The 1,709-nt window shown below is 37.6% G+C and carries 1 protein-coding gene; it reads left to right on the plus strand.

All coding sequences use genetic code 11. The annotated features are described in order from the left end of the window. Nucleotides 1-83 precede the first annotated feature (83 nt). Nucleotides 84-1,646, plus strand: coding sequence for an IS1182 family transposase (locus IAI56_RS15625; RefSeq protein WP_244970343.1), 1,563 nt, complete (start codon nucleotides 84-86; stop codon nucleotides 1,644-1,646). Nucleotides 1,647-1,709 lie beyond the last annotated feature (63 nt).

Genomic DNA, 1,709 nt, shown 5'->3' on the forward strand with positions numbered 1-1,709 from the left:
CAGACTGTGAAAAAACATCACAATCCTTGTACCAAATATACTAAAATAGTTGTAAGAAAGTTATAGTTTTTTTATCTTTAACGATGCAACATATACAAGGAATAGCTCGCAACCAACTGCAAGTAAGCAGTCTAGAAGATAGTATTAGTCAGGACAATCCTGTTCGATTTATAGATGCTTTCGTTAACCTTATCGATTTAGAGAAAATAGGATTTACGCCAAGAGTATTAAAAACCGAAGGTCGCCCAAGTTTTGATACCAAGATATTTTTAAAAATCTATTTGTATGGTTATTTAAACGGTATTCGTAGTTCGAGACGATTAGAAAAAGAGTGTCTTCGCAATATTGAATTGCAATGGCTTTTAGAGGCTATTTGTCCAAATTATCACAGTATTGCTGACTTTAGAAAAGACAACCCCAAAGCACTGAAACAACTCTTCAAACTGTTTGTTAGTTTTTTAAAAGACGCCGAATTAATTGCAGGCGAAACCATCGCTATTGACGGCACAAAATCTAGAGCACACAACAGCAAGAAAGCAAATTACAACCAAAAGAAAATAGATAAACACCTGGAATATATAGAAACCAAAACCCAAGAATATTTAAACGCTTTAGCCCAAAACGACGCTCAAGAAACCAGTACCACGCTCACCAACATTCAACAAAAAATAGAACGCTTAAAGCAAAACAAAATCAAATATGAACTGCTAGAAGAGCAACTCAAAACCAGTGGCGAACCGCAAGTGAGCACTACTGATTGTGATGCAAGAGCACTTTTGGTTCAAGGGCAAGTAGTAGAAGTGTCGTATAATATTCAAGCGGCAGTGGATGATAAACACAACTTGGTTGTGGCAACGCACACCATCAACCGCAACGATAAAAATGCACTTTCGGCCATTGCTCTAGAAGCCAAAGAAAACTTAAATCTGGAAACTTTTACGGCGCTAGTAGATAAAGGCTATCACAACGGTAGAGAAATAGCAACCTGCAAGGAGAACAATATTACCACCATTGTAGCACAACCCGATCAAGGCAAGAGCAACGAAAACGGTACGCAACCCGAGTATTTTGTAACAAAGTTTATCTATAATAAAGAAGAGAATACTTATACCTGTCCGCAAGGACAAACGCTAAGCACTACAGGCAGTTGGCACAAGAAAACAGGTCGAACAGAGGAAAGTGGTTACAGGTTCCAAAAATACCGAACACCAGCTTGCAAAACGTGTCCAGTAAAAAGCCAGTGCACCAGTAGAACTGGCGGAAGAGAAATAGACCGAAGTGAGTATGCCGATGCAGTAGAGGAAAACAACAAACGCTATAAAGCCAACCAGCAACTCTATAGAAAACGACAAGAAATCAACGAACACATCTTTGGAACAATAAAGCGAAAATGGGGATATAACCACACCAATTTAATAGGATTAGAAAAAGTCAACGGCGAACACAGTTTGATTATGCTGGTGTATAACATCAAACGCAGCATCAATATCCTTGGTGTGCCCGATTTACTAGCCAAACTCAAAGCATGGAACTCACCTTACAAGAGAAAAGGTTTGTTTTTGATAAAAACGACCTATTTAAAGCTATTTTTAGTTCGTATTCTATTGGGAACAAATGAAACTACTTCAAAATATACCTTGGCTTAAAACCAATTTATAAGCTTTTAATTAGGTGAAATTTTATTGAAATTGGAGTTTTTTCACAGCCTG

The sequence above is a fragment of the Flavobacterium macrobrachii genome, from assembly GCF_014486675.1.
Classification (GTDB): domain Bacteria; phylum Bacteroidota; class Bacteroidia; order Flavobacteriales; family Flavobacteriaceae; genus Flavobacterium; species Flavobacterium macrobrachii.

Coding starts and splice junctions, on each gene's coding strand:
- IAI56_RS15625 (WP_244970343.1), top strand. CDS start 84: ATGCAACATATACAAGGAATAGCTCGCAACCAACTGCAAGTAAGCAGT.